At 53.3% G+C, this 1,128-nt stretch carries 1 riboswitch.

The annotated features are described in order from the left end of the window. Positions 1–287: 287 nt before the first annotated feature. Positions 288–480: riboswitch (cobalamin riboswitch) on the reverse strand. Between the last annotated feature and the right edge of the window lie 648 nt (positions 481–1,128).

Raw genomic sequence — 1,128 nt, forward strand, 5'->3', positions numbered from 1 at the left:
GCATTACGGCGTTAGCCCGCCCGCGCCGGTCCTCACGTATGTCCGTATACGCTCCGGTCCGTCGCAAACGGTCTGCCTTGTACTGCGCTACTTCTCCCGGCGTTCCGTCTTTGTTATGCGACAGCTTCTAAGTAACAAGCTTACGGGTCGGCATTTTCATTGTGGTGCCGCCGCAGGTGTTATGTGGGACTCCCTGGGAAAAACAGACAACCCCGGTCACTCACGTAAACCGGGGTTATCGCTGCATAAAAGCAACTATCGTTCGAACCCCCCTTCCCGCGAAGGACGCCGAAAAATTCCACCGAGGCAGGTCTCCTGGCTTCCGTTCACCGCCACCACCAGCCTTCCCGAGCATTGAAAGCCCAGTGGCGCTGTTTTCTGGCAGTGGCTCACGGTTACAGTGGCGGGGCCGCGCAGGACTTAAACCTGCTTCCCTATTCTCCCCGCACTCAACTTGCCACCCATTTAACGCCTGCCACTACCCCTTCCTTCCGGGAGGAAAGATTTCCGGTTAGACGCTACATAGGTACCGAGTTGAGTGCGGGGCACCCCGGTGGTTCAAGGTTTTCAGTTGATACTATTATAAGTTCTTTATTGCTACCACTCAACTATAATATAAGAATTTTTCGTTGCGCACGCCTGCTTACCCTTGTGGTTTCAATGTTCCAATAACCGCTTGGGTCGACATGGTTTACCGGGTTATAGCCAGTAAGCGTAGGCATGCTGTGCCCAACCGAGGTAACTGTCCGCGGAAAAAATCTCTTGATCCGAGGAATGAAGGATCGTTTCCACGCTGGTCCGAAGACGCTTTGCGACATCCAATATCGTGTCTCCGGGCAGTGTGTACCGGAAAGAGTTCCGGCGCGATCCCCGGTTTATTAATCCGTTGAGTTGTTATACTAAAATAAGGCAAAACATATTTATGCTGAGGATAAACTCTGCCAGAAGTGAGGGAGCCGCGATGAGGTTTAGAATGGCGGTAATCATAACGGGGGTTATTGCGGTGCTTGCCGGAGGGTGCCTTTTCGGGGAGAAGTCGTTGCCGATCTGCCGGTCCGGCCGGGACATCGAAAAGCATAAGAACTCGATTGTGCGTCTGGTGGGGACCTACAGGCATGTTAATGAGGG

It is taken from the genome of Bacillota bacterium, from assembly GCA_040755295.1.
Classification (GTDB): domain Bacteria; phylum Bacillota; class Desulfotomaculia; order Desulfotomaculales; family Ammonificaceae; genus SURF-55.